The following is a 22323-nucleotide window of genomic DNA, read 5'->3' on the forward strand; positions in this document are numbered from 1 at the left end:
CCGATGATGTCACGGGTGGTGTTCCCGCAGCGTGGGCGGTCCGGGCGGGGCGGCTCGGGAGCCGCCGACGGATCGGGCAGAATGCCCGGATGAACGAGCTCGCCATCACCGTCATCGGCCGGGACCGGCCGGGCATCGTCGCCGACGTGGCCGAGGCGCTCGCCCGGTTGGGTGCGAACCTCACCGACAGCACGATGACCCGCTTACGGGGGCACTTCGCGATGACCCTGATCTGTGTGGGCCCGTCCGCCGCCGAGGTCGAGGCGGCGTTGGCGCCCGTCGCCGCGGGCGGGCAACTGCTGGCGACCGTGCGAGCGGTGACGCCGGACGGCGGCGCGACGTCGGGTGGTGAGCCTTACGTGATGGCCGTGCACGGTGCCGACCGGCTGGGCATCGTCGCCGCGATGACCCGGGTCATCGCGGACGCCGGGGGTAACGTGACGGATCTCAGCACGCGGCTGGCCGGCACGCTCTACGTGGTGGTCGCGGAGGTCGACCTGCCACCGGGGAGCGCCGGCGAGCTGGCCGGTCGACTGGACCGGGCCGCCGCCGAGCTGGGCGTCGAGGTCACCCTGCGGCCGGCGGATTCGGATCTGCTGTGAGCGGCGCGCAGGGCGAACCGGACGCGGTCCGGGAGGCCGAGGAGTACGCGGGTCTCGGCGGCTGGTCACCGGAGGCGTTGGGGGTGCCGGGCGAGGTGCGGCCGGTGGTCGCGGCGCCGCACGCGGTCCTCAGCCGGGCCGGCGGCGCCGTCGACCCGACCTCGGCGGAGACCGTACGGCTCGCCGCGGACCTGATCGCCACCATGCGCGTCTCGCCCGGCTGCGTCGGCCTGGCGGCGCCGCAGGTGGGTGTCGGCGCCCAGGTCTTCGCGGTGGACGTGACGGGGCACCCGAAGGCGGTCACGGTGCACGGCACCTTCGCGCTGTGCAACGCCCGCGTGGTGGAGGCGACGCGGTGGAAGGCGGGGCGTGAGGGCTGCATGTCGGTGCCGGACCTGACGGGGGACGTGAAGCGGGCCAGCCGGCTCGTGGTCGAGGGTGAGCTGCCGGGCACCGGCGCGAAGGTCCGGCTGGTCACCGACGGCTTCGAGGCGCGCGCTCTCCAGCACGAGATCGACCACTGTGCCGGCCTGCTCTTCCTCGACCGGGTGGCCGGGGCCCACGCCATCTATCAGCGCAAGGTGTATCTCTGACCGCACCCGACCGGTCGACAGTGGACGGTGCGGTGCGGCCGCCGGTGAAGCTTCCGGCGCGTCGCGCCGCGCGACCGGGCCCGTGCGCCGCTACGGTGGGGGCATCATGCGTCTGACGGTCGGCCCCCTGCCACCCGCCGTTTACTGGCGGCGTCGCGCCGTCGTACTCGGAGCGGGGCTTCTCTTCCTGGTTGTCCTGCTCTACTCGTGCACCGGGTCGGGTAACGGCGACGAAAAACCTCGGGCGAATTCCAGCCCGACGTCGTCGGTGAGCCCGAGCCCGACACAGTCGTTGCTCACCCCACAGACCGGCTCGCCGCCGCCCGAGGCGTCGGAGGCGCCGGGCGGTGGGGAGGAGGAGCCCGACGAAGCTCCCGCCTCGCAGAGCCAGGCCCCACCGGTGGCACCCGTCGGCGGCGTGGCCGGTGACGGAAGCTGCACCGACGCCGAGATCAGCGTCATCGCGGTGGCCCTGCCCGCCACGGTGCGCAGCGGCAGCCCGGTCGATCTCCAGCTGAAGATCAAGAACAAGTCCGACCGGACGTGCAGCCGCGACGTCGGCGCCGACCTCCAGGAGCTGTTCATCAAGTCCGGCGCGGAGAAGATCTGGTCCTCCGACACCTGCGGCACCGCCAAGGGCTCGAACATGCAGTCGTTCCGCCCTAACGACGAGCAGCAGTTCCAGGTGACCTGGAACGGTCAGGACGCCAGCCGGTGCGCCAACGGGGTGGCGAGCGGTCCGGCCGTGCCGCCCGGCACCTACCAGGTGTTCGCCCGGGTCCACACGAAGCTCAGCGAGCCGACGAAGCTGACCATCACCGGCTGACCCGACCGGCCGTTCCCCGCCGACGGCGAGGCGGATGCGACGGCCGACCTGGCCTGGCCGCCCGGGGAGGGTGGGGCGACCGCTCAGACGTACCGTTCGAGGATCGACGCCTCGGCGAGCCGGGAGAGGCCTTCCCGCACGCCGCGCGCCCGGGCGTCGCCGACACCCTCGACCGCCTGCAGATCCTCCACAGTCGCGCCGAGCAGCCGCTGGAGGCTGCCGAAGTGCAGCACCAGCCGGTCCACGACCGCGGCCGGCAGCCGCGGCACCTTGGCCAGCAGCCGGAAGCCCCGTGGGCTGACAGCGGCGTCCAGCGCGTCGGAGGCGGCCGGGTAGCCGATCGCCTTGGCGACCGAGACCAGGTCGATGAGCTCGGTGGCGCCGAGCAGGTCCAGCTCGACCAGCGCCTCGTCGAGGGTGCGCGACTTGCGACCGGCGGGGAGGTAGTCCCGGATGACCAGGGTGCGGTCGGCGTCGACGCCCGCCATCAGCTCGTCGAGCTGGAGTGCCAGCAGCCGGCCGTCGGTGCCCAGCTCGACCACGTAGCCGGCGATCTCGTCGGCGATCCGGCGGACCATCTCCAGCCGCTGCACCACGGCCACCGCGTCCCGTACGGTGACCAGGTCCTCGATCTCCAGCGCGGAGAGGGTGCCGGAGACCTCGTCGAGCCGGAGCTTGTAGCGCTCGAGGGTGGCCAGCGCCTGGTTGGCCCGGGAGAGGATGGCCGCCGAGTCGTCCAGCACGTGCCGCTGGCCGTTGACGTAGAGGCTGATGATCCGCATGGACTGGCTGACGGAGATGACCGGGTAGCCGGTCTGCCGCGCCACCCGCTCCGCCGTGCGGTGCCGGGTGCCGGACTCCTCCGTCGGGATGGACGGGTCGGGCATCAGGTGCACCGCCGCTCGGACGATGCGGGTGCCGTCGCTGGAGAGCACCACCGCCCCGTCCATCTTGCACAGCTCGCGGATGCGGGTGGCGGAGAACTCGACGTCGAGCGGGAACCCGCCGGTGCAGAGCCCTTCGACGACCTTGTCGTAGCCGAGAACGATCAGGGCGCCCGTACGGCCCCGCAGGATGCGTTCGAGCCCGTCGCGCAGGGCGGTGCCGGGCGCCATCAGTGCCAGGTTGGCGCGCAACGGGTCGCCCGCGGCACCGCCGGTCACGTTCACGCTGATCGGACGGGCCGGCGAGCCCACGGCGCCGGTGCGGGCGTGGGGCGTCGCGCCGGCAGGCTTGGTGGTATCGCGGTCGATCGGCACGGGCACAGTCTACGGACTGCCGTGCGGTGGGTGCTCTCGTGGTTACTGTGATGTGTCACGATGCCGTGCCCGGCCCGTGGCTCCGTGTCCGGTATCGCCCGCGCACGCCACCACCGTCGGTCACTCCGCCGACGCGCGCGCCGCACACTGGAGAGCCGACCGGACATCGGTGACCTCCATCACCCGCATCTGCTCCGCGACCACACCTGTCGATTCGGGCCCGCAACCGGGCGGCACGAGCGCGACCCGGAAACCGAGCCGCGCGGCCTCCGCGAGCCGGCGCGGCACCGCCCCGACCCGCCGCACCTCGCCGGTCAGGCCGACCTCGCCGATCGCCACCAGGTGCGGTGCGATGGCCAGGTTGAGCCCGCCGGAGGCGACCGCGAGAGCGACCGCCAGGTCGGCCGCCGGCTCGACCACGCGGATGCCGCCCACGGTGGCCGCGAACACCTCCCGATCGTGCAGGGTGAGCCGTTCGGCGCGCCGTTGCAGCACGGCCAACACCATCGCGAGGCGGGCCGAGTCGAGCCCGGAGATTGTGCGGCGGGGCGAGCCGGCCACCGTCGCGCCGATCAGCGCCTGCACCTCGGTGACGAGCGCCCGCCGCCCCTCCATCGCCACCGTGACGCAGGTGCCCGGCACCGGCTCCGAGTAGCGGGTCAGGAAGAGACCGGAGGGGTCGGCGAGGCTGCTGATGCCCCCCTCGTGCATCTCGAAGCAGCCGACCTCGTCGGCCGCGCCGAACCGGTTCTTGACGCCGCGCACCATCCGCAGCGAGGAGTGCTTGTCGCCCTCGAAGTGGAGCACCACGTCGACCAGGTGCTCCAGCACCCGGGGGCCGGCCACCTGGCCGTCCTTGGTGACGTGCCCGACCAGCACGGTGGCGATGCCGCGCTCCTTGGCGACGGAGACCAGGGCGGCGGTGACCGCGCGCACCTGGGTGACGCCGCCCGGCACCCCCTCGGTGCCCGGCATCGAGATCGTCTGCACCGAGTCGAGGACCAGCAGCCCGGGCTTGACCGCGTCGAGGTGGCCGAGCACCGCGCTCAGGTCGCTCTCGGCGGCCAGGTAGAGCTGGTCGTGGAGGGTGCCCATCCGCTCGGCCCGCAGCCGCACCTGGCTGACCGACTCCTCGCCGCTGACCACCAGCGAGGGGCTGCCGGCCCCCGCGGCCCACTGCTGGGCCACGTCGAGCAGCAGGGTGGACTTGCCCACCCCCGGCTCGCCGGCCAGCAGCACGACCGCGCCGGGCACCAGACCGCCGCCGAGCACCCGGTCGAGTTCGCTGACCCCGGTGGGACGCGCCCGGGCGGGCGCCGCGCTGATCGTGGCGATCGGGCGGGCCGGCTCCGCCGGCATCCGCGAGCTGACCACGCGGCCGGAGACCGTCGGCCCGGTGACCGTGCTCTCGACCACGGAACCCCACTCGCCGCACTCGGGGCAGCGCCCCACCCACTTCGGCGGCTGGTGGCCGCAGGCGTCGCACTCGTAGGCGGGGCGAGGGTCCCGGCCGGTGGCACGACCGCGCGTGCCGGTCGCCGCGCCGCCCCGGGCGGAGGTGGATCGGGAGGTCGTCACACCAGGACGCTAGCCCGGCCGTACGACCGAATGCCGTCGCCCCGCCCGTTGATGACGAAACACCCCGGCGTGGTCCTCACCACGCCGGGGTGTTCCGGAAGGTCGTTCGGGGTCAGCCGGCGTGCCCGGCGCCGCCCTCTTCGCCGTAGCCGCCCTCGCGCTCCACGATCGGCGACGGCGGGGCCGGCGGGGTGAACGGCACCGCGACGGGGGCCGGACCGGTGACGACCGTGCCGTTGCCGAAGTCGAACCGGACGATCACGTTCTGGCCGGAGAGCAGTGCCTCGTTGAGGCCCACCAGCTCGAGCAGGCGGCCGGACTCCTTGTTCAGCTGGACGTAGCTGAGCGGGGCGATCTCGATCCGCGCGGGCTCGCCGGCCGGAGTGGCCGACGGCGTCGGGCTGGCCGAGCCGGACGGCGTGGCGCTCGCGGAGCCCGACGGCGTGGCGGAGGCCGAGCCGCTGGGCGAGGTCGAGCCGGACGGGGTCGCCGACGGCGACTCGGAGGGGGACTCCGACGGGCTCGGGCTGGCCGAGCCGCCACCGCCGGTGATCCGCACCTCGCGGGCGTTCTCGCTGGTGACGGTGACCGTGACCGGCTCCTTGGAGTCGTTGTAGATCACCGCGTTGAGCAGGGCGTTCTCGCCGGCCCGGTAACCCTCGACGCCCGGGAACTCGATCAGCAGGCCACGCACCGCGAGCTGGCCGTTCTCGTTCTCGATGTTGACGCCCTGGACCGACGGCACCTTGTTGGCGGTCTCCGAGATCTGGCCGGCGCCGCACCCGGACAGCAGCAGGCTCGTGGCCGCGGCCACCCCGGACAGCAGCAGGGCTGCCCGCCGGGAACCCCTGATCGAGCGCGTCACGTCGGTCCTCCTCGTCACGATCACACCCGGTACTCACGCCGGGCACGGTGGCCATGCCCGCGCAGACCGGGCTCCAGGGTAATTGGGGCTGATCGAGGGCCGCACTCCGACCCGGGGATGCCACCTGCCGGGGGGACCGTCAGACCACCCGACCGCTCGTGACCAGCAGCACCACGTCGATCAGCGCCACCAGCATCACCGCCCGGAAGGCGGCCACCGGGCGCCGCCCGGCGCGTGCGGCGCCGCGCCCGCCGTACCAGCTGAGCGGCGGCACCACCACGGCGGCGACCACCGCGGCGAGCCCGACCCCGGACGGCGGCCCGGGCGGGCCGAGGACCAGGGCGCCGGTCGCGGCGAGCAGCAGGACGGCGGCGGCCACCCGGCTGCCGGCGGCGCCGAGCCGGTGCGGCAGCCCGCGCACGCCGGTGCGGGCGTCGTCGGCCAGGTCCGGCAGGACGTTGGCGAAGTGCGCGCCGGCGCCGAGGCAGGCCGCGGCCGCGATCAGCCAGGCCGGCGGTGCCGGCGCCCCGGGCAGCGCCAGCACCACGAAGGCGGGCAACGTGCCGAAGGAGACCGCGTAGGGCAGCACCGACGCCGGGCTGGACTTGAGCGGCCAGTCGTAGAACAGGGCCGAGACCAGGCCGAGGGTCACCCAGAACGCGGCGGCGGGAGTGGTGGTGAGCGCCAACACCGGAGTGGCGAGCGCCGCCGCCGCGGCGGCCAGGGCCACCGTGCGCCGCCGGGCCGCGCCACCCGGGATGGGCTTGTCGGTACGCCCCACCGTGGCGTCCCGGTCCGCGTCGATCGCGTCGTTGGCCCAGCCCACGGCGAGCTGACTGGCCAGGATGGTGAGTACGACGGCGACCACGCCGCCGGGCCGGTGTCCCACGCCGACGGCCAGCAGGCCGGCCACCGTGGTCACCGCCGCGGCCGGTTCCGGATGGCTCGCTCTGAGCAGCCCTAACACCGAAGTCGACATAAGGGAAGTCTGGTTGTTACCCGGTAGTCGTGTCACGCTCGTTGCCATGCGTGACGTGGCTTCGGCGCCCCACTCCCCTCGGGTGCTGCCACGCAACGATCCCCGCCAGTACGACGACCTCGCCGGCGAGTGGTGGCGGCCGGACGGCGTCTTCGCGATGCTGCACTGGCTGGCCGAGGCGCGCGCCGCACTGGTTCCGCCGGCCGCCCGCCCCGGCGCGGTGCTCGTCGACCTCGGCTGTGGAGCCGGGCTGCTCGCGCCGCACCTCGTCGGCAAGGGCTACGCCCACATCGGCGTCGACCTGACCCGATCGGCGCTGGCGCAGGCCGCGGCGCACGGGGTCACGGCCGTCCGCGGGGACGTCACCGCCGTGCCGCTCGCCGACGGCTGCGCGGACGTGGTGGCCGCCGGCGAGATCCTCGAGCACGTGCCGGACTGGCGGCGGGCGGTGGCCGAGGCGTGCCGCCTGCTCCGGCCGGGTGGCCTGCTCGTGCTGGACACGCTGAACGACACCGCGCTGAGCCGGCTCGTCGCGGTCCACATCGGAGAACGACTGCCGACCGTGCCCCGGGGCATCCACGATCCACGCCTGTTCGTGGACTCGCGGGCGCTGGTCGCCGAGTGCGCCCGGCACGGCGTCACGCTGCGGGTGCGCGGCGTACGGCCGGCGGTGCCCGGCCTGCTGGGCTGGCTGCTGCGGCAGGTGCGCGGCGCGGGCGACGCGCCGGGCACGCGTGCGCCGCGGATCGTGCCGACGCGCTCGACCGCGGTGCTGTACCAGGGCTGGGGGGTCCGGAAAGGATAGTTCGGGCCCGGCGTGGGGTAAGGACGCCGAGGAGGGGGCGAGGATGACGGTGCACGCGTTGGAGACGGCCCGGAGGTTGGCGCCGCGATTCGCCGCCCGTGCGGCCGAGCACGATCGGGACGGATCCTTTCCGGCCGAGGACTTCGAGGACCTGCGCGAGGCCGGCCTCTTCGGCCTCATGGTCCCCCGCGAGCTGGGTGGGCTCGGCGCGACGTTCGCGGAGTACGCCGCGGTGGCCACGGAGCTGGCCCGGGGCAACGGCGCGACAGCACTGGTGTTCAACATGCACGCCTCGGTCACCGGCGCCCTCGGCGCGGTCACCGAGGAGCTGGCCGAGGCGCTCGGCGTGCCGGACGAGGCGCTCGCGGCCCGGGACCGGCTGCTGACCGCGGCCGCCCAGGGCTCCTGGTACGCGGTGGCGATGAGCGAGCGCGGCGCGGGCGCCCGGCTCTCCCAGCTGAGCACCGTCTACGAGCCGGTCGACGGTGGCTGGCATCTCAAGGGCAGCAAGACGTTCTGCTCGGGGGCGGGGCACGCGGACGGTTACCTGGTCGCCGCGCGCAGCGCCGCCGACCCGTCGGTGGTGTCCCAGTTCCTCGTCCCGGCGGGCCCGGACGGGCTCTCCGTCGAGCCCACCTGGGACTCGCTCGGCATGCGCGCCACCGCCTCGCACGACCTGCACCTGGAGATGACCGTGCCGTCCGACCGCCTGCTCGGCGGGGTGGAGGGGCTGGCGCTGGTGGTCGCCCAGCTCATGCCGCACTGGCTGGTGGCCAGTTACGCGGCGGTCTACGTCGGTGTGGCGCGGGCGGCGATCGAGGCCGCCGCCGAGCACCTGAACGCCCGCAACCTCTCCGGGCTGCCGGCGGTCCGCGCCCGCCTCGGTCGCGCCGACGCGGCGGTGGCGGCGGCGGAGCTGGTGGTCGCCGAGGCGGCGCGTCGGGTGGACGAGGCCCCGGGCGACGCGGAGACCAACCGCTGGGTGTGGCGGGCCAAGCTGCTCGCCGGCACGACCGCCGCCGACGTGGCCGCGTCGATGCTGGAGGCCGCCGGCACCTCGGCCACCCGGCGCGGCCACCCGCTGGAGCGGCTCTACCGGGACGCCCGCTGCGGCTCGCTGCACCCGGCCACCTCGGACGTCTGCGCGGACTGGCTGGGCATCGCCGCGTTGGGGGGTGACCCGGACCGCGACGGCTCGTCGCCTCGTTGGTGAGCGTGGGGCCGTCCGGGACCGTCCCGGAGGGGGACGGTCCGGGGGAGGGCGGCGGCGGAGAAGAGGTGGGGATCGTGTCGGTACCAGTGATCGCGGGCCTCGGAACGGCGCAGCCGCCGTCGGCCCGGCAGGACGAGTTGTGGGAGGGCTTCTTCTCCCGGCACTTCACCGGGGCCACCCGGTCGCTGGCGGAGCGGATCTTCGCCAACTCCGGGGTGACGACGCGGCAGGCGGCGGTCAACCCCCTGTTGGAGGACGTCTCCGACTGGCCGACCGAGCGCCGGATGCGGCGCTACCTGGTCGAGGCCCTGCCGCTGGGCAAGGAGGCGGTCGGCCGGGCGCTGACCGCCGCCGGCCTGGACGCCGGTGACATCGGCATGTTCATCGTCTGCTCGTGCACGGGGTACGCCACCCCGGGGCTCGACATCCTGCTCGCCCGTGACCTCGGCATGGCCCCCGGGACGCAGCGGATGTTCGTCGGTCACATGGGCTGCTACGCGGCGCTGCCGGGGCTCGGCGCGGCGAGCGATTTCGTGACCGCGCGGGGCCGGCCGGCGTTGCTGCTCTGCGCCGAGCTGACCAGCCTGCACATCCAACCCTCCACGGCCCGGGTGGACACCCAGCAGATCGTGTCGCACGCGCTCTTCTCGGACGCGGCGGTCGCGGCCGTGGTGGTGCCCGGCGGGCCGGGGTACGCGCTGCGTGAGGTCACCTCGGTGACGGACACGTCCACCGCCGATCACATGACCTGGGACGTGACCGACGCGGGCTTCCGGATGGGGCTCTCGCCGAAGGTGCCCCAGGTGCTCTCCACGCACGTCCGTGGCCTGGTCGACGACCTGCTGGCCCGCCACGGCAGCACGGTCGACGAGCTGGACGGCTGGGCGGTGCATCCGGGCGGCCCCCGCATCCTCAACGTGGTGGAGCGCGAACTGGGGCTGCCGCCGCAGGCGCTGGCGCCCTCCCGGGCCACCCTCAACGAGCACGGCAACTGCTCCTCGCCGACGGTCCTGCTGATCCTGGACCGGCTCCGCCGTGCCGCCACCCCGCCGGACCGGATCATGATGCTGGCGTTCGGTCCCGGCCTCACCCTGTACGCCGTACTGCTCGATCGACAGGCCTGAGCGCGGGGGCTTACCCTCGAACGGTGGACGTCGAGGCGGCAGACCGGCTGCGCGGCGGGATGCTCGCCGGCATGGCCGTGCTCGCCCTGGCCCTCGGCGGCTGGTGGTGGCAGGCCAACGCGCCGCAGGCCGCCCGGGCGGAGGCCCTGCCTCCCCGGCTGACCGGGCCGCTGCCGGGCGGCCTGGCCGCACCCCCGCCCGCCGGCCCGCCGTTCGTGCCGTCGGGTCCCGGCAGGCCGGTGGAGTTGCTCGTCGACCCGGCCACCGGCGTCGCCGTCCGCGTCGACCCGGCCACCGGCGCCGCCCTCGGCGAAGAGCGGCGGGCGGACGTCGTCCGTGTCGACCCGGAGACCGGGGCGACCCATCCGCGCGGCTCGGCCGGGTACGGCGGTGGCCCCCGGACGACGGGCGCGGGGTCGTTCGTCCTCCCGTGGGACCGGGACGCCCTCTGGCGGGAGTACGCCACGCTCACCCCGCGCCGGAGCCTGGGCCGGGAGTACGGCGACGAGGAGACCGAGCGCGCCGCCTACCTGCTCCAGTACGGCTGCTCTGGCCCGGGCGAGCTGCGGGCCGAGGTCGTGACGGGCGGTCGTGTGATCAACCGGGCCCCGCCGGTCTGCGACGGCCGCCTGCGCACCCTGACGGTGCTCGGCACGGGCGGCCCTCTGCGGATGCTGCTCTCCGTGACCGGCGACGGCTGGGTCCGGACCGGGGCGCAGCTCGTGCCGCTGCACTGACCACGGGTCCCCTGCTGGGCGTCGCAATCAGGCGGCGAGCTGTGCGAGGTCGGCGCGGTACGTCTCGACCGGGCCGAGGTCGGGCAGCACCCGGACCACCACGCCGGCCCGGTCGACGAGCACCGCCGCGGCGGCGTCCGGGTGGGCCGGCAGGTGCAGGAAGGAGCGCAGGCCGCCGGCGGGGTCGGCGAGGGCCCGGACGCCGGTCGTGCCCGGCGGGCCGGCGGTCGGGGCGACCTTGCCGCCGGAGACGGTCACCACGTTCACCGGCGGTGGTGCGGCCGTGGCGGCCTCTGCCACCAGCTCGGGGCAGGGGCAGGCGTCAACGAGGATGATCATCGCGGGGCGCAGGCCGCGCAGCGGCACGGGGGACTGGCCGGCGTCGACCAGGTCGAGGGCGGGCAGGGGTCGGCCGGTCGGCACGGCGGGCGGCGCCTCCGGGGCCGGGGTGGAGTGCTCGTCGGTGCGGGCCGACCGGGGCCAGGTGACGACGGCCAGGCCGGCGATGGTGGTGAGGACCGCCACGAGCAGCACCAGCAGCGGCAGCCGGAGCGCGGAGAGTCGCCGCCGGGCCATGATCCGGGCGGATTCGCGCAGCTCACGGCGGACCTGGGCGGCTTCCTGGGCGAGCGCCGACGGATCGTCGGGAACGACCACCCGACCCCACTCCGGTGGCAGGCCGGGCAGCCCTTCGGAGCGCCCGTTCCCGTCCGCGTCCGGCATGCTCATCGGACCCCCTGATACGCATCCCGCAGAGCCGACGACGGCTCACCTCCAGCCTCCCGCAAGGCGGGCGGCTCGCGCTACACCTGGGCGCGGTAGCTGCCGGCGGGATACCATGGGAGTTGCGCGTAGCCCGTGATCTCGGCGTTCCGTTCACCCGTCCCGGGTTGTCATCCGGCGGTAACGGAGCGTGTTCAAACCATCGGTTTGACTGCCTGTCAAGTCGAAGAAATACCTCTCACAGGGCCCCTGAGCTGCGCCAACGGTCAGGACAGCGGTGAGACATCGGTGCCTGAGCGTGTTACCCTAGACACAGCGAAAGGGGTTTCGAACCTATGGTTTTCAGTGTCGGCGAGACCGTTGTTTACCCCCACCACGGGGCCGCACTCATCGAGGCAATCGAGACTCGGGTCATCAAGGGCGAGCCTAAGCAGTACCTCGTCCTGAGGGTCGCGCAGGGTGACCTGACGGTCCGGGTACCAGCCGAGAACGCCGAGATCGTGGGTGTGCGCGAGGTGGTAGGCGAAGAGGGCCTGGGCAAGGTCTTCGACGTTCTCCGGGCTCCGCACACCGAGGAGCCGACCAACTGGTCGCGGCGTTACAAGGCCAACCTGGAGAAGCTGGCCTCCGGCAACCCGCTGAAGGTGGCCGAGGTCGTGCGCGACCTGTGGCGCCGTGAGCGGGAGCGGGGTCTCTCCGCTGGCGAGAAGCGCATGCTCGCCAAGGCTCGTGACATTCTCGTCGGCGAGGTCGCGCTGGCCGAGAAGAGCACCAAGGACGAGGCGGAGACGCTGCTCGACAAGGTGCTGGCCGAGGCCTAGTCCGCACATCGTCCACGTACCCAGTTCATAGCGAAGAAACCACCGAGGACCGCGACGTGACCGCGCAGCTCAATCCGCGCGGTGACGTCGCGGTCCTCGTGCCTGCGGCGGGTGCGGGCGTCCGACTCGGCCCCGGTCGACCCAAGGCGCTGCGCCTGCTCGCGGGGGAACCCCTGCTGGTGCACGCGGTGCGCCGGCTCGCCGCCGCCCCTTCCGTGCACACCATCGTGGTGGCGGCGCCCGCCGCGGAGCTCGACGGGGTTCGCGAGCTGCTCGCTCCGGTGGCCCACGTGACCGTGGTGCCCGGCGGCGCGGAGCGGCAGGCCTCGGTGGCCGCCGCGCTCGCGGCGGTGCCCCCGGGGCCCGAGATCGTCCTGGTGCACGACGCCGCCCGCGCGCTGACCCCGCCGGAGTTGGTGGAGGCCGTGGCCGAGGCGGTCCGTTCGGGCCGCCCGGCCGTCATCCCGGTGCTCCCCGTCGTCGACACGATCAAGGAGGTCGGTGCCGAGGAGGTCGTGCTCGGCACGGTCGACCGCTCCGCACTGCGCGCCGTGCAGACCCCGCAGGGGTTCCGCCGGTCGGTGCTCACCGCCGCGCACGCCGCGGCCGGCGACGCGCTCACCGACGACGCCGGCCTCGTGGAGAAGCAGGGCGTCCCGGTCTCCTGCGTGCCCGGCTCCGAGTACGCTCTCAAGATCACCCGGCCGTTCGACCTGGCGCTGGCCGAGCACCTGCTGGCGCACGCGGGCTGACGCTACCCTCTGGTCATGATCGTTCCCCGGGTCGCCATCGGCACCGACGTGCACGCGTTCTCCGCCGGCCGACCGTGCTGGGTGGCCGGCCTGCACTGGCCCGACCAGGACGGCCTCGCCGGGCACTCCGACGCCGACGTGGCCGCGCACGCGGCCTGCAACGCCCTGCTCTCCGCGGCCGGCCTCGGTGACCTCGGGGCGAACTTCGGCGTCGACCAGCCGGAGTGGGCCGGCGCGTCCGGGGTGGCCCTGCTCACCGAGAGCGCCCGGCGGGTGCGCGCCGAGGGCTTCGCCATCGGCAACGTCTCCGTGCAGGTCGTCGGCAACCGGCCCAAGATCGGGCCGCGCCGGAGGGAGGCCGAGCGGGTGCTCTCCGCGGCCGTCGGCGCGCCGGTGACCGTCTCCGCCGCCACCACGGACGGGCTCGGCTTCACCGGGCGTGGGGAGGGGCTCGCCGGCATCGCGGTCGCCCTGGTCTACGACGCTCCGGCCGCCGGCTAGTCCACGTCGGTGCAGACGTTGTGCGTCGTACCGTGCAACATGGTGATGGTCTTGTCGAACGTCGGACTGAACCGGACGACGAACTGACCGTCGACGATCCACAGCCCCCGGGGCAGCGACCCGGCGTCCTCGCGGAAGCCGAGCAGCACCGGACCGGTGACGTACCAGGTCATCGAGCCGTCGGTGGCGTACTCGACCAGCGAGGTGCCGCTGGCGTCCGCCGTGCTGGTCGCCCCGGTCTCGAGGTTCGTCACCCGGTTGATCAGCGCCCCGGTGTACAGCTCCCGACGGGGCGAACCGTCCGGATACTCCGCCAGCACCAGCTTGCGTACCTCGTCGACGATCGGTTCGACCCGCGCGGCGAAGTCGCAGCGCGTGCCGGCGGCCACCTCGAACGGGGGCTGCGGCGCCGGCACCCACCCGCCGTGTCCGCCCGCACCGTCCGTGGCGGCCGCGGGGGTGGGCATGGTCGCCACGAGCACGCCCGCCAGGGCACTTCCGACCTTCAGTCGCCAACGCATGAGCACTCCATCTCCTCGACGATCCGAGATCCGCGCCGTTTCCGGCCGGATCAGGATCGCCGTCGTCGCTCACCACGTCCTGACCGTGCGCCAGCAGCAGCGCGCCCCGGGCCGGGCCGGTCGGCTCCTTCCGGTGCCGCACCTCACCGTCCGGTCACCACGTCGCCGTGACCGTGCGGCCGACCCGAGCCGGCGAACTCTCCCGTGGTCAGACTGTCGGCATGGACTTCCGACTGCTCGGGACCTTCGAAGCGTGGCACGACGGCCGGCCCGTCGAGATCGACAGTCGCCGACAGGAGCGGTGCATCCTCGCCGTCCTCCTGCTCGACGCGGGTCGCCTGGTCAGCACCGACCGGCTCATCGACCTGCTGTGGAATGGACGCCCGCCCGGCTCCGCCCGGAGCGTCGTGCACACCTACATCGGCCGGCTGCGCTCCACACTGGCCCCGTATGGGGTCCGGATCACCACCCGGGGTGACGGATACCTGGTGGAGCCCGACGACCACGATGTCGACGTGCGGGAGTTCAGCCGCCTCACGGGGGAGGCGGGCACGACCACGGATCCCGCGGAGCGGGTCCGGCTGCTCGACCGTGCGCTCTCCCTGTGGCGCGGGCCGCTGCTCGCCGACACGGCCGACGACCAGCTGCGGGAACGGCTGCACGGGCCGATCGAGGAACTGCGGCTCATCGGTCTCGAACTGCGGGCGCAGGCCCAGCTGGCGCTGGGGCGGTACGCCCTTGTGATCAGCGAACTCACCCCGCTGGTGGACCGGTACCCGACCCGGGAACAGCTCGTCGCCATCCTGATGACGGCCCTGTACCGGGCCGGCCGGCAGGCGGACGCGCTGCTGCTGTACCGGACGACCCGGCAGCTGCTCGTCGCCGAGCTCGGCATCGAGCCGGGGCCGAAGCTGCGCGAGGTGCACCGGGGGATCCTCCGGAATGATCATGGACTGGACCGGCCCGGCCGGCCGGTGTACGAGGTGCGCCTCCACGGCGAGGAGCTCCCATGGAACGTGGGCGGCCATCCTGCGCTGGATTTCTGCAACACCTTCGCCGGCTGGGGTCACCAGCCGCCGCTGCCCGGCTCCGAGTGGCTGCGCGGTTACCGCACCCTGGCGGTGTGGACCGGGTACGTCGGGCTGACCGACGACGCGGCGGTGCGCCGATTGGTCGACCTCGCCCTGGGCGACCCCAGGGAGGCCGAGGCCACCCTCGACACCGTCCGCGAACTGCGTACCCGGCTCTACGCCTGCCTGACTGACCCGGACGACCGGCAGGCGTTCGACGCGGTCGCCCGGTTCGCGCAGGATGCCGCGAAGGTGCACGTGCTGCGCCGGGAGCCGGACGGGCGGGGACGGTGGTGGCCGGACCTCGCGGCCGGCCTGCGGCTGCCGTTGCACGCCGTGGCGTGGAGCGCGGCCGAGCTGCTGGTCGACCCGCGTCGGCTGACCATCCGGGTCTGCCGCGACGAGCGGTGCGGCTGGCTCTTCCTCGACGAGAGCGGCCTGCGTCGGTGGTGCAGCCTCGCGACGTGTGGTCGATCGGCCGTCGCGTGTGGAACCGGCTAGGCTCGCCGCGTGTCCAGCGACGCCGCCTCCGACCGGTCCGCCGCCGACGGCTACCTCCAGCGGGCTCTGCTCCTGGCCGAGCTCGGGCGCTACGACGAGGCTGTCGCGGAGGCGGCGCAGAGCGTCGCGCTGGAGCCCGCCAATCCCGTCGCGTTGACCCTGCTCGCGCGCCTCCACCTGGCCGCCGGCCGCCCGGAGGAGGCGCTCACCCTCGCCGACGCGGCGGTGGCCGCCGCACCGGGCACCGTGCCGCCGCTCGCGGCACGCGGGATGGCGCTCGGCGACCTGGAACGCTGGGCCGAGTCGGCGCGGGCCGCCGACGAGATCCTGGCCCTCGGGCCGAACGACGCGGACGCGCAGCGCAGCGCTGCCGCGATCCTGGCGAGCGCCCGCAACGGCCAGACGGCGCTCAACGCGGCCTGGCGCGCGGTCGAGCTGGCTCCGGAGGCACCGCAGTCGCACCTGGTGCTCGGCCTGGTGGCGGCCAACATGCGGTTGTTCGACCTCGCGGAGCGGGCCTACCGGGAGGCGCTGCGCCTCGACCCGCAGCTCGCCGGGGCGCGGCACGACATCGGCGTGCTGCGGCTGGAGCAGCGGCGCTGGAGCGAGGCGCTGGAGCACCTGGCCGAGGCGGCGACGATGAGCCCGGGGCGGGTGGACTCCCGTCGTACGATCTCGGTCGGCCTGCGGCAGCTGGTGCTCTACGCGGCGGGCTGGTCGATGGTCACGGCGGTGCTGCTCGCCTGCCTCTCGTCCGGCAGCGATGGCCTGTCCCGCGTCGCCGCGATGTTCGCCGCGCTGGGTGGGGCCGCGGTGGTGTGGCGTTTCGCCGCGAAGCTGCCCGGGTTGACGCGCACCATCCTGCCCGGCCTGCTGCGCTCCGACCGGTCGCTGGCGCTGGCGGTGTACGCGGCGGCCGCCTCGCCGGTGCTGATCCTCCTCTACGCGCTGGTCGGCACCCCGTGGCCGCTGGTGCTCGCGATCGCCGTGGCCGCGGTCGCCGAGGTCGTCGCGGTCACCCGCACCACCACCACCTGACCCGCTACGCCCCGGGCGATCAGCCCCGGCGAGCCCAGGTCCAGGCGTACCCGTCGTCCTCGCACGCCTGGCCCGCGTCGCAGAGGTCGAGTGGCCGGAAGGTGTCGACCATGACGGCGAGCTCGTCGAAGTAGTCGACGCCGATCGAGCGTTCGGCGGCGCCGGGCTGCGGGCCGTGCGTGAAGCCGGACGGGTGCAGCGAGATCGAGCCCTGCTCGATGCCGGAGCCGCGCCGGGCCTCGTAGTTGCCGCCCGTGTAGAAGAGCATCTCGTCGGAGTCGACGTTGTGGTGGTTGTACGGCACCGGGATGGCGTCCGGGTGGTAGTCCACCTTGCGCGGCACGAACGAGCAGATCACGAAGTTCGGGCCCTGGAACGTCTGGTGGACGGGCGGCGGCTGGTGGATGCGGCCGGTGATCGGCTCGAAGTCGTGGATGGAGAAGGCCCAGGGGTACATGTGCCCGTCCCAGCCGACCACGTCGAACGGGTGGTGGGCGTAGACGTGCCGCGTCCATCCGCGTCGGTGGCGGACCAGGACCTCCACGTTCTCGCCGTCGACCAGCAGCGGTGCGTCGGGGCCGCGCACGTCGCGCTCGCAGTACGGCGAGTGCTCCAGGAACTGGCCGCGCACCGAGAGGTAGCGCTTCGGCGGGCCGATGTGGCCGGCCGCCTCGATGGTGAGCAACCGGACCGGCTCGTCGCCGGTGGGCACGAGCCGGTGCACCGTCGAGGTGGGGATGATGACGTAGTCGCCGGCGACCGCGTCCAGCACACCGAACGTCGACTCGACGCGCAGGCTGCCGGCCTCCACGTAGAGGCAGTGGTCGCCGGTGGCGTCGCGGAACAGCGGGGAGGGCTGGTCGGCCAGCACGTACGCGATCCGTACGTCGTCGTTGGCGAGCAGGTACTGCCGGCCGAGCACCGGGTCGGCCCCGGCGCCGTCGAGCTTGTGCGTGCGCAGGTGCCGCGGCTTGAGCGGCAGGTTCGGCACCCGGGTGAACGCGGGCGGGGTGAACTCCTCGGCCGCCACGATCGCCGTCGGGGCGTGCCGGTGGTAGAGCAGGGACGAGTCGGAGGAGAAGCCCTCCTGGCCCATCAGCTCCTCGGCGTAGAGGCTGCCGTCGGGCTGACGGAACTGGGTGTGGCGCTTGCGCGGCACCTCGCCGACGCTGCGGTAGTACGGCATCTCGCCTCCCGATGGGTTCCGTTCACCGGCCGGTCGCGTCCGATAATCGGACGCTGTTGTCCGCTCCTCGTAGCGTCCCGTAGATTCTTGTTCCGTGTCAACGCAGGTGCCCGCGCTCCTCGACGGCCTGGTCGACGACGCCGCCGTCTTCCCGCCCGGCAACGCCGCGCTCCCGGACGCCGTCGCCGCGCACCGGCGGCACCGCACCGCCTGGTACGCGGACCTGGTCGGCCCGCTGCTGGTGCCCGCCTCGACCGTCGTCGACGGAAAGCTGAACTCCCTCGTCGACCGGGGGTTCGTGGTCGGGCTCATCGGTGACACCGGCGTCGCCGGTCTGCCGGCAGCCCTGTCCCGGCTGGCCGAGGGGCACATCGCCGTCCGGCAGGTCGAGGTGGCCGTGGCCCGGCGCGGCGAGGACCCCCTACCCGGCCTCGCCGCGCTGCTGGCGCTCGCCGAGTCCTGGACCGGTGTCGAGGTCTACGCCGAGATCCCGCTGACGTTCGGCCTGATGGGTGCGCTGGACGCGATCGCCGCGGCCCGTGCCGACGGGCAGCCGATCGCCGCGAAGTTCCGCACCGGCGGGCTGGCCGCCGAACTGTTCCCCACCCCGGCGGAGCTGGCCGCGGTGATCTGCGCCTGCCGGGACCGGGGCCTGCCGTTCAAGCTGACCGCCGGGCTGCACCACGCCGTGCGCCACCTCGACCCGGAGACCGGGTTCACCCACCACGGCTTCGTCAACGTGCTCGCCGCCGCGTTCGCCGCCGCGGAGGGCGGGGACGTGCAGCCGGTCGCCGAGCTGCTGACCGCCACCGACCCGCGCCCGCTCCTGCAACGGGTCGAGGGCCGGCTGTCGGGGGACCGCCCGCTGTGGGTCGGCTTCGGCTCGTGCAGCATCGTGGAACCACTGACCGACCTGGCCCGGCTCGGGCTGCTGAACGGGGGCGACGAGGCATGACCTGGGTGACGGGCGCGGACGGCTCGGCGTACGGGGTGGACAACCTGCCGTACGGGGTGTTCTCGCGCGAGGGGCACGAGCCGCGGATCGGCGTACGCATCGGGGAGTTCGTGCTCGACCTGGCCGGCGCCGAGGCGGCCGGCCTGGTGCTGGCCGCCGGGGCGCTCGGCCGCCCCACCCTCAACGACTTCATGGCGCTCGGCCGTCCCCAGTGGACGGCGGTGCGGCAGCGGGTGACCGAGCTGCTCACCGACCCGGCGCACCGGGCCGGGGTGGAGCCGCTCCTCGTGCCGCTGGCCGAGGTCCGGCTGCTGCTGCCGTTCGGGGTGGCCGACTACGTCGACTTCTACTCCTCCGAGCACCACGCGGCCAACGTCGGGCAGATTTTCCGGCCGGGCCAGCCGCCGCTGCTGCCGAACTGGAAGCACCTGCCGATCGGCTACCACGGCCGCGCCGGCACGGTGGTCGTCTCCGGCACCCCGGTGGTCCGCCCCTGCGGGCAGCGGCCCGGGCCGGAGGGGCCGACGTACGGCCCCTCGGCGCGACTGGACATCGAGGCCGAGGTCGGCTTCGTGGTCGGCGTACCGAGCCCGCTGGGCGCCCGGGTCCCCGTCGACCACTTCGCCGACCACGTCTTCGGCGTGGTGCTGGTCAACGACTGGTCTGCACGGGACATCCAGGCGTGGGAGTACCAGCCGCTCGGCCCGTTCCTCGGGAAGTCCTTCGCCACCTCGGTCTCGGCCTGGGTGACCCCGCTGGACGCCCTCGGCGACGCGTTCCGGCCCGCTCCGGAGCAGGAGCCCCCGGTCGCCGGCTACCTGCGCGACGTCCCGCACCTCGGCCTCGACCTGCGCCTGTCCGTGGAGTGGAACGGCGAGCGGGTCAGCGAGCCGCCGTTCGCCACCATGTACTGGACGCCGGCCCAGCAGCTGGCACACCTGACCGTCAACGGCGCGTCGCTGCGCACCGGCGACCTGTACGCCTCCGGCACGGTCTCCGGCCCGGAGCGCGCGCAGGTCGGCTCGTTCCTGGAGCTGACCTGGGGCGGGGCCGAGCCGGTGAAGCTCGGCGAGGCCGGCCTGCGCACCTTCCTGGAGGACGGGGACACGGTCACGATCACCGCGACCGCCCCCGGCCCGGACGGCACCACCATCGCCCTCGGCGAGGTCACCGGCACCATCCTCCCCGCCCGCTGAGCAGCGTGGATGCGCCGCGAGGGGCGCTCGTGCCCGCGTTCCGATCGTGATCAGCCGGTCGCACCGGCTGTGCGACCGGCTACCCGACCTCCCGCGTTGATCGCTCCGGATTCCGACGCCCCGTCGCGCCGGACGGGCCCGCGACCGGTCCCGGCCGGTCGGGACGGGGCGTCCCAACGCACAGGGAGGTAGTCACGATGCACGATCTGACGGGCGCCGTCTGGCGAACCAGCAGCCGCTCCAACGACCAGGGGCTCTGCGTCGAGGTGGCCGACAACCTGGTCGACGTCCTCGGGGTCGTCGCGATCCGCGACTCCAAGGACCAGGCCGGCCCCACACTCGCGGTCAGCCCGCCGGGATGGACGGCCTTCGTCGACGCGATCCGGGCGGGTCGGTTCGACCGCTGACCCCGCCCGGCCCGGGGAGCGAGGCCGTCCGCCCGATCGCGGGCGTTCCCCGGACGAGCCCGTCGAGCGGGCCACGGTCAGCCCGGCCACACGCGTACCGATCGGGGTCTCCGGTGGAAATTCCGCCCGGAGACCCCCACTTCACGTTCACGCGGCGTACCGTCGAGGCCACGGGAGGTGGCATGTCGACGGTGACGGTGACCGGGCGGATCGAGGCACCAGCCGCCGACGTCTGGCGGCACCTGACCGACCTGTCCGGCCGCGCCGGACGCCACCTCGCCGGTCCGGTCGAGCTGCTCACACCCGGCCCCTTCGGGCCCGGCACGCTCTGGCGTGAGCCCCGTTCCCAGCCGGACGGCAGTCTCCTGGTCGAGGAGTTCTGCGTGCTGGAGGCCGCGGCCCCTCGCCGCCTCGTGCTCAGCTCACCGGGCGTCGGTGTCGATTACCGCATCACCTGGACGCTGCGCGGTGCGCCGCGCCGCCAGCAACACCGCACCCTGGTCAGGGTCACCCAGGAGGCCCTGCCGGCCGCACCCTGGGGCCGCGTGGTCGCGCTGCTCCTCGGCACGCTCGCCGCCCGGGCGGTCGAGCACGCGCTCCGGCGCGACCTCGCCGAGCTCACCGCCGCCGCGGAGCGGCACGAGGCCGCCCGGGCCGCCTGAGCCCGCCACTTCTCCAGCGGTGTGGGCCGGGGTGACCCGCCCCGCCACCTGTCCAGGATGTGCCAAGCCGCGCTGGGTAGGGTGCCGGGCGGAGGTGCGCATGGGGTTCCCGAACGGCCGGCGACGGGCCGTGCTGGCGGTCGCGGTGCTGCTCGCGGTCGCCGCGGTCGCGGCAACGGTCTACCGGGTGCTCGCCCCCGCCGAGGTCAGCACGGTCGCCCGGGCCGCTTACCCGGAGGCCGCCGAGCCCCCGGTCGGCGTCATCGGGCGCCTCCCCGTCGCCCCGTTGATCGTGGACGGTCGCCTCCGCGTCTACGCCGGCCACCGCCAGGTCTACGCGGACCGTCCGGTCGACGGGCGGCACCGAAGCACTCCCTTCTGGTCGTACCGCCGTTGGCCCGCCGAGTTGGTCGGCGTGGTGGCGAGCGGGACCACGGTGGTCAGCCGCTGGTCGGACGGGCGGCTGGTGGCGCTCGACGCCCGCGACGGCCGGGTGACCTGGCGCGTGGAGGGGCCGGTCCCGGAGCGGGAGCCGGACCCCCGGCGCACCGGGGCGCCGATCGTGTGGGACCCGCCCGGCCTCTACCTCGGCCGGACCGCCGAGGGCCGGGAGGTCCTGGTCGTCACCGGGGACGCCGAGGCACGGGGCGTCGACCTGGCGGGCGGACGGGAACTCTGGCGGACCACGCTGGGGGCGGGCTGCCGCGGCGACGTCGGCACCACCCAGGCCGGGCAGTTCGTGAGCGTGGACGGCTGTGGCGGGTCCGCCACGGTCGAGTTCCGGGACGCGGCGACGGGCGCGGTGTCCGGCCGTTGGCGTCCGCCGGGCGCGGGCGACGACCTCGTGGTGACTCCGGTCGGCTGCCGCGTCGGGCGTTCCGGCTGCCCGGCCCTGCGTACGGCGGCTTCCGGGGACGCGGCGGGTCGGGGATGGCTGCTCGGGGACGCGACCGGGACCGGGGCGCCGGTGTCCGCACCCGCGCTCGACCGGCTCGACACCCAGCTCCTGGACGATCTGGCGGTCGGCGTTGCTGACCGGGTGCTGGTGGCCCGGTCGGCGCGGACCGGCGCCGAGCTGTGGCGCCGGCCCGACCTGGGCGACGGCCGGGTGCTCGCCGTCCAGCCGGGTCGGGTGCACGTGCTGACCGACGCCAACGACCTGGTCACGCTCGATCCGGCGACGGGCGCCGAACGGTCCCGGTTCCCGCTGACGGTGGGCCAGGACGGGGTCGGCTACGCGCCGGGTGCGGTGTACGCGTCCGGCCGCTACGTGGCCGTCGAGCGCCTCCGGGAGCCGGTCGATCCGGACGCGGACGACCAGCGGTACTACGCCACCTCCGAGCCGCTGGTGCTCGCCGCGACCTGAGCCGGAACACACTCGCGGTGCTCGACAAATCGGACATAAGTTA

The 22323-nt window shown here is 74.3% G+C and carries 24 protein-coding genes; 17 read left to right on the forward strand and 7 right to left on the reverse strand.

The window, feature by feature from the left end; translation table 11 throughout:
- Positions 1–89 precede the first annotated feature (89 nt).
- From SM573_RS07555 to SM573_RS07565, 3 genes are all read left to right on the forward strand, one after another.
- The gene (locus tag SM573_RS07555) at positions 90–602 is read left to right on the forward strand and encodes a glycine cleavage system transcriptional repressor (RefSeq protein WP_474615806.1); all 513 of its coding nucleotides are present in this window, start codon (positions 90–92) and stop codon (positions 600–602) included.
- Positions 599–1195, forward strand: a complete 597-nt coding sequence (locus SM573_RS07560; RefSeq protein ID WP_474611345.1) for a peptide deformylase — start codon at positions 599–601, stop codon at positions 1193–1195. The genes SM573_RS07555 and SM573_RS07560 overlap by 4 nt, the downstream gene beginning before the upstream one ends.
- Positions 1196–1301: 106 nt before the next feature.
- Positions 1302–2021 carry a hypothetical protein gene (locus SM573_RS07565; RefSeq protein WP_474611344.1) on the forward strand — a complete coding sequence of 240 codons (720 nt, stop codon included), beginning with the start codon at positions 1302–1304 and terminating at the stop codon, positions 2019–2021.
- An 83-nt stretch (positions 2022–2104) separates the two neighbouring features.
- On the opposite strand, the gene disA is transcribed toward SM573_RS07565, so the two are convergent.
- The 4 genes from disA to SM573_RS07585 form a co-directional block, all read right to left on the reverse strand.
- Entirely contained in the window at positions 2105–3280 is a 1176-nt protein-coding gene (gene disA, locus SM573_RS07570) for a DNA integrity scanning diadenylate cyclase DisA (protein ID WP_076467388.1), read from the reverse strand.
- Between the two features lie 120 nt (positions 3281–3400).
- The gene (gene radA, locus SM573_RS07575) at positions 3401–4858 is read right to left on the reverse strand and encodes a DNA repair protein RadA (protein WP_474615807.1); all 1458 of its coding nucleotides are present in this window, start codon (positions 4856–4858) and stop codon (positions 3401–3403) included.
- A gap of 112 nt (positions 4859–4970) precedes the next feature.
- Entirely contained in the window at positions 4971–5723 is a 753-nt protein-coding gene (locus SM573_RS07580; RefSeq protein ID WP_474611342.1) for a hypothetical protein, read from the reverse strand.
- A gap of 139 nt (positions 5724–5862) precedes the next feature.
- Complete coding sequence (locus SM573_RS07585) at positions 5863–6750, reverse strand: UbiA family prenyltransferase (RefSeq protein ID WP_474611341.1); 888 nt, start codon at positions 6748–6750, stop codon at positions 5863–5865.
- Between SM573_RS07585 and SM573_RS07590 the strand changes: the two genes are divergently transcribed.
- From SM573_RS07590 to SM573_RS07605, 4 genes are all read left to right on the forward strand, one after another.
- Positions 6749–7507, forward strand: coding sequence for a methyltransferase domain-containing protein (locus SM573_RS07590; RefSeq protein WP_474611340.1), 759 nt, complete (start codon positions 6749–6751; stop codon positions 7505–7507). The genes SM573_RS07585 and SM573_RS07590 overlap by 2 nt on opposite strands.
- Before the next feature lie 43 nt (positions 7508–7550).
- A complete protein-coding gene (locus SM573_RS07595; RefSeq protein ID WP_474611339.1) occupies positions 7551–8720 on the forward strand; it encodes an acyl-CoA dehydrogenase family protein in 1170 nt (389 codons plus the stop codon).
- Between the two features lie 65 nt (positions 8721–8785).
- Complete coding sequence (locus tag SM573_RS07600) at positions 8786–9844, forward strand: type III polyketide synthase (RefSeq protein WP_474611338.1); 1059 nt, start codon at positions 8786–8788, stop codon at positions 9842–9844.
- Positions 9845–9867: 23 nt separating this feature from the next.
- A complete protein-coding gene (locus tag SM573_RS07605; RefSeq protein ID WP_474611337.1) occupies positions 9868–10581 on the forward strand; it encodes a hypothetical protein in 714 nt (237 codons plus the stop codon).
- A 27-nt stretch (positions 10582–10608) separates the two neighbouring features.
- Here the strand turns inward: SM573_RS07605 and SM573_RS07610 are convergent, their stop codons facing one another.
- Positions 10609–11310 (reverse strand): hypothetical protein, encoded by a 702-nt coding sequence (locus tag SM573_RS07610; RefSeq protein WP_474611336.1) that lies wholly within the window; start codon positions 11308–11310, stop codon positions 10609–10611.
- A 329-nt stretch (positions 11311–11639) separates the two neighbouring features.
- Here SM573_RS07610 and SM573_RS07615 point away from each other — a divergent pair, with 329 nt between their 5' ends.
- From SM573_RS07615 to ispF, 3 genes are read left to right on the forward strand one after another with little or no spacing between them, the layout of a single operon-like run.
- Positions 11640–12125, forward strand: a complete 486-nt coding sequence (locus tag SM573_RS07615; protein WP_474611335.1) for a CarD family transcriptional regulator — start codon at positions 11640–11642, stop codon at positions 12123–12125.
- 56 nt (positions 12126–12181) lie between these two features.
- Entirely contained in the window at positions 12182–12877 is a 696-nt protein-coding gene (gene ispD, locus SM573_RS07620; RefSeq protein WP_474615808.1) for a 2-C-methyl-D-erythritol 4-phosphate cytidylyltransferase, read from the forward strand.
- A gap of 15 nt (positions 12878–12892) precedes the next feature.
- Complete coding sequence (gene ispF, locus SM573_RS07625) at positions 12893–13378, forward strand: 2-C-methyl-D-erythritol 2,4-cyclodiphosphate synthase (RefSeq protein WP_474611333.1); 486 nt, start codon at positions 12893–12895, stop codon at positions 13376–13378.
- Here ispF and SM573_RS07630 read toward each other — a convergent pair.
- On the reverse strand, positions 13375–13899 hold the full coding sequence (locus SM573_RS07630; protein WP_474615809.1) for a hypothetical protein: 525 nt from the start codon (positions 13897–13899) through the stop codon (positions 13375–13377). The two genes, ispF and SM573_RS07630, sit on opposite strands and share 4 nt — an antisense overlap.
- A 221-nt stretch (positions 13900–14120) precedes the next feature.
- Between SM573_RS07630 and SM573_RS07635 the strand changes: the two genes are divergently transcribed.
- On the forward strand, positions 14121–15470 hold the full coding sequence (locus SM573_RS07635; protein WP_474611331.1) for an AfsR/SARP family transcriptional regulator: 1350 nt from the start codon (positions 14121–14123) through the stop codon (positions 15468–15470).
- Between the two features lie 9 nt (positions 15471–15479).
- The gene (locus tag SM573_RS07640; protein WP_474611330.1) at positions 15480–16508 is read left to right on the forward strand and encodes a tetratricopeptide repeat protein; all 1029 of its coding nucleotides are present in this window, start codon (positions 15480–15482) and stop codon (positions 16506–16508) included.
- A gap of 19 nt (positions 16509–16527) precedes the next feature.
- Here the strand turns inward: SM573_RS07640 and SM573_RS07645 are convergent, their stop codons facing one another.
- A complete protein-coding gene (locus SM573_RS07645) occupies positions 16528–17694 on the reverse strand; it encodes a cupin domain-containing protein (protein WP_474611329.1) in 1167 nt (388 codons plus the stop codon).
- Between the two features lie 94 nt (positions 17695–17788).
- Between SM573_RS07645 and SM573_RS07650 the strand changes: the two genes are divergently transcribed.
- From SM573_RS07650 to SM573_RS07670, 5 genes are all read left to right on the forward strand, one after another.
- A complete protein-coding gene (locus tag SM573_RS07650) occupies positions 17789–18649 on the forward strand; it encodes a hypothetical protein (RefSeq protein ID WP_474611328.1) in 861 nt (286 codons plus the stop codon).
- A complete protein-coding gene (fahA, locus tag SM573_RS07655) occupies positions 18646–19845 on the forward strand; it encodes a fumarylacetoacetase (RefSeq protein ID WP_474615810.1) in 1200 nt (399 codons plus the stop codon). Before SM573_RS07650 ends, fahA begins: the two co-directional genes overlap by 4 nt.
- A 197-nt stretch (positions 19846–20042) precedes the next feature.
- Positions 20043–20252, forward strand: coding sequence for a DUF397 domain-containing protein (locus SM573_RS07660; protein ID WP_474611326.1), 210 nt, complete (start codon positions 20043–20045; stop codon positions 20250–20252).
- Between the two features lie 182 nt (positions 20253–20434).
- Entirely contained in the window at positions 20435–20914 is a 480-nt protein-coding gene (locus tag SM573_RS07665; RefSeq protein WP_474611325.1) for an SRPBCC family protein, read from the forward strand.
- 100 nt (positions 20915–21014) lie between these two features.
- On the forward strand, positions 21015–22280 hold the full coding sequence (locus tag SM573_RS07670) for an outer membrane protein assembly factor BamB family protein (RefSeq protein ID WP_474615811.1): 1266 nt from the start codon (positions 21015–21017) through the stop codon (positions 22278–22280).
- Positions 22281–22323 lie beyond the last annotated feature (43 nt).

The sequence above is a fragment of the Micromonospora xinjiangensis genome, assembly GCF_056150165.1.